This window comes from Butyrivibrio sp. INlla16 (assembly GCF_900104155.1).
In the GTDB taxonomy this organism is placed as follows: domain Bacteria; phylum Bacillota; class Clostridia; order Lachnospirales; family Lachnospiraceae; genus Butyrivibrio.
In genome coordinates this window covers 1-1,631 of record NZ_FMYB01000129.1, presented here as the reverse complement: position 1 = coordinate 1,631, position 1,631 = coordinate 1, and the positions used below count along the sequence as shown (strand labels likewise).

Annotated in this window: 1 protein-coding gene; it reads left to right on the top strand. The window is 40.9% G+C overall.

Going from position 1 to position 1,631, the window contains the following annotated elements; translation table 11 throughout:
• Window positions 1-288: 288 nt before the first annotated feature.
• Window positions 289-1,512: an IS110 family RNA-guided transposase gene (locus tag BLR42_RS22260; protein ID WP_091873940.1), complete on the top strand. Its 1,224-nt coding sequence runs from the start codon at window positions 289-291 to the stop codon at window positions 1,510-1,512.
• Window positions 1,513-1,631 lie beyond the last annotated feature (119 nt).

Genomic DNA, 1,631 nt, shown 5'->3' with positions numbered 1-1,631 from the left:
CTCCTCCTAATATATAGTTGTGGGGTTAAGTTACCTAACAGCCAGCTAGGCCTTAGCCCTCTTGTTGCTTAAGCTGTACAATGATAAGGCATTGGTCTGACCTTGTTCTCCTAGGACCACTTAGCGTCCGTTAGAAAGCCCGTCAGCCAGCTTATCATTTGCAGCTGTTCGTTTTATGTAGGTAGGACTGTCTTGTACACGTCCGGTTAATACCACAGGAGATAGAATAAGCAATGGGGAATGCTGGACACCATGCAAATTCAATGTTGGGGAGGAACCTTATTTATGATGTACAATGCAGTTGGAATTGATGCTTCTAAAGGAAAGAGCACCGTTTCCATCATCAGACCCGCAGGTGTTGTTGTTAAACGTCCTTATGACGTAATACACACAGCAAGTGGGCTGAATGACCTTATCTCTTATATACAGTCCCTTGAAGGTGAAACAAAGGCTGTAGTCGAATGTACAGGTCGTTATCATGAACCTGTTCTTAAAGTTTTTTCTGAAGCAAATATTTTTATATCAGCAGTCAATCCTAAACTGATCAAAGGCCAAAATGACAATACTCTCCGCCATGTTAAATCTGACCCTGCTGATTCTCGCAAGATAGCACGTTATGCTCTTGACAACTGGGCAGAACTGCGACAGTATTCAAGCATGGATACTACACGAGAACAGTTAAAAACACTAAATGCACAATTCGATTTCTTTATGAAACAGAAAGTGGCTGCAAAAGCCAACCTAATTTCTCTTCTCGACAATACATATCCTGGTGTTAATAAGCTCTTTAAGAGTCCTGCCAGAGAAGACGGTAGTGAGAAGTGGGTGGACTTTGCATACTCTTTTTGGCATGTAGACTGTGTCCGTAAAATAGGTCTTAAAGCATTCACAGAGCGGTATAAAAGTTTTTGTAAAAAGCACAAATACAACTTCCGTACTGGAAAGGCTCAGGAGCTTTTTGAATTATCACAGGAACTTGTAGCTGTATTTCCAAAAGACAAAACCTACAAGATGATAATCCAGCAGAGCATACTACAGCTTAATCTTGCATCTGAACATCTTGAAAAACTGCGTAAGGAGATGGATGATCTTGCATCTACCTTGCCTGAATACGAGACCGTAATGAGCATGTATGGCGTAGGTAAAACATATGGGCCTCAGTTAATAGCAGAGTTAGGAGATATCTCCCGTTTTACACATCGTGAAGCTATAACTGCATATGCTGGTGTGGATCCAGGTGTTGATGAGTCTGGGCAGCGTAAGCGTAAAAGTAATGCTGCTTCAAAATGTGGTCCATCAAGGCTCAGGAAGACTCTTTTTCAGCTTATGAGCACTATCCTTCAGAATAAACCAGCTAACGATCCGGTATATCAATTCCTTGACCGAAAACGCTCTGAAGGTAAGAATTACTATGTCTACATGACTGCTGGGGCTAATAAGTTTCTCCGTATTTACTATGGCAAAGTGAAAGCTCATTACAGAGAACTCGAAGCACAATCCCAAGAGCAATAATCAGTTGTCCAATATCAAGTCTTTCAAACCGGCAAATCATGGCGGTTTGTTTGTCATACAATTTTTCATACTTGCAACTTTCTTCAATTTTCTATTGACTTTTTATTAGTAGGCTTTCT